Annotated in this window: 1 protein-coding gene and 1 pseudogene; one reads left to right on the top strand and one right to left on the bottom strand. The window is 60.3% G+C overall.

The window, feature by feature from the left end; all coding sequences use genetic code 11:
• Nucleotides 1–108: 108 nt before the first annotated feature.
• Nucleotides 109–321 (top strand): annotated as a pseudogene (locus QJT78_RS50685) (YopT-type cysteine protease domain-containing protein); the annotation flags it as partial.
• A gap of 1,239 nt (nt 322–1,560) precedes the next feature.
• On the opposite strand, the gene QJT78_RS50680 reads toward QJT78_RS50685, so the two are convergent.
• Nucleotides 1,561–2,047 (bottom strand): TCP-1/cpn60 chaperonin family protein (locus QJT78_RS50680; RefSeq protein ID WP_281460852.1); only part of this gene is annotated, 487 nt, incomplete at its 5' end.

Genomic DNA, 2,047 nt, shown 5'->3' with positions numbered 1-2,047 from the left:
GAAGCTCTTGCCCGGGAAACAAACTCAAACTAACAGTCCCTTGTCCTGCCTCGCGGGTGGAGGAATTTGACTGACCACACCCGGAGGAATTTGAAGTGACCCGCGGGGACGTCGAATGGAACGACGATCCTCTCTGATCCTAACTATGGCGAATTTACTGTTCCGTCAGATCGGGTCGGAGGGTTGTTTAAGAGTCTTGCCGAGCGCTATAGCACCCTGAACAAACGTGATATTTCGGCGGTCGTCACACAAAGGATCAGGTATGGGCATCCCAATGCAACGGACCTTGCCCTATTCCCGCGCGCGGAACCTCATCGGTAGACACGAGGCAGCCGCATCGCCCGCCTTGTTTCACCCGCCGCGGTTTCTGTGGATGTTCAATCGATGCTCTCGATGGAAGTTCTCTGGAAGTAGTGCAGAGAGGGGAATGTTTAGCGACATAGGTTCGCCGGTCACTGAGGTTTGTGAGCCCCGCGCCATCGCGTGTCAGAGCAATCGCCTGCGCTTCCTCTCAGGCCGGACCGGCGGCCCGTTAGGCTAACCTCCTCGTAGGGTTGCGTTACCCGACGCCCAATCGCGCTCAGGGGGCCGGTCGGCAACCAAGCATCCACAGAGTCGGCACTAGCTGGAGCCGATCTGCTTCGGAATCACCGCCAGCCGCTTTTATAGTGAGCTCACCAACCAAATAGCTGCTGCCGGGGGCATCGGCTTGCCGTCGCACCGGCGCCTCAAAGCCAGTCATCGCTCGCCACGAGCTCCGCGACAATCCGCCTTCTCTCGTCGCTGGACTTGATTGACGGCTTCGGTGAGGACCTCATCCGCGATCTGACTCAGTGATATTGCAGCGCTGTGTTGTTCCAAGCTTCTCAATGGAATTGTGCGCCGAGCTGGAGCACTCTTTCACGGATTAAAGTGCCGAATAGTGCGAGTGACATCGCGAAGTTTGGACGAGGAGTTCCTGCGCGGAGCGCTCGCATGGGGGGTATTTAGCTAATTCGGATGACCGGCGCCCGGTAGCGTGGATCCGATTACGCGGGAAGCAGCGGGGGCGCTGGTCGGGTGGATGGATCAGACGCTGTCTCTGCCGCGCATGCGCGACTGGTTGAAGTTAGCAGGAGCGTGACTCGGCGCCGAAATCCCCACGCATACTCGGGGCGAGCGCTGTCCCTACCACGCGCCGCTAACTTCAAGAGTCATTGTACACCGAATAGCTGTCCAAAAGCTGACGAACCCGACGGCATGCATCCGGCGAGAGCGCCTGCGCGGGTTCATGCCCTGCTGCCTAGCACCCAGCCATCTGCCTAGTGGACGACCAACGTAAAATATCGTTAGCATAGACACATTCCATCCCCTCAGCGCGTCGTGCCGGACGCGGTCCTGTCGCCGCCAAGGAACGGTCACAAGCAAGTTGAGCCGGGGCCTGCCGCCGCGCACATGGATAGGCCGATAGGCCCATGGGCTGTATTCTTCGTCGACTGGCAGGCTACAGACCGCTCGCTGCAAAAAACCCTGACATTATCGCCAGGGTTTTGCATGCCATCGAGAATTTAAGGAGGCCGATCAGAAGTCCATACCGCCCATGCCGGGGGCCGCAGGCATTGCTGGACCAGCCGTAGCCTTCTTCGGCAGCTCGGCAACCATCGCTTCCGTCGTGATCAGCAGCCCGGCCACCGAAGAGGCGTTCTGGACCGCGATGCGCACGACCTTGGCCGGGTCAATGATACCCTTGGAAACGAGGTTGCTGTACTCGCCTGTCTGGGCGTCGAAACCAAAAGAGTACTGCTCGTTGTCGAGGACCTTGCCGACCACGATCGAACCGTCCTCGCCGGCGTTGATCGCGATCTGGCGGGCCGGCCAGGACAGCGCCTTACGCACAATCTCGACGCCGGTCTTCTGGTCGTCGTTCTCGGTGCGCAGACCCTTGAGCTGCTCGGAAGCACGGAGCAGGGCGACGCCGCCGCCCGGGACGATGCCTTCCTCGACCGCCGCGCGGGTCGCATGCATCGCGTCATCAACGCGATCCTTGCGCTCCTTCACCTCGACCTCG

The organism is Bradyrhizobium sp. Mp27 (assembly GCF_029953005.1).
Lineage (GTDB): Bacteria > Pseudomonadota > Alphaproteobacteria > Rhizobiales > Xanthobacteraceae > Bradyrhizobium > Bradyrhizobium barranii.
Note: the sequence above shows the minus strand (reverse complement) of the source record. Positions and strands in the feature narration are given on the sequence as shown.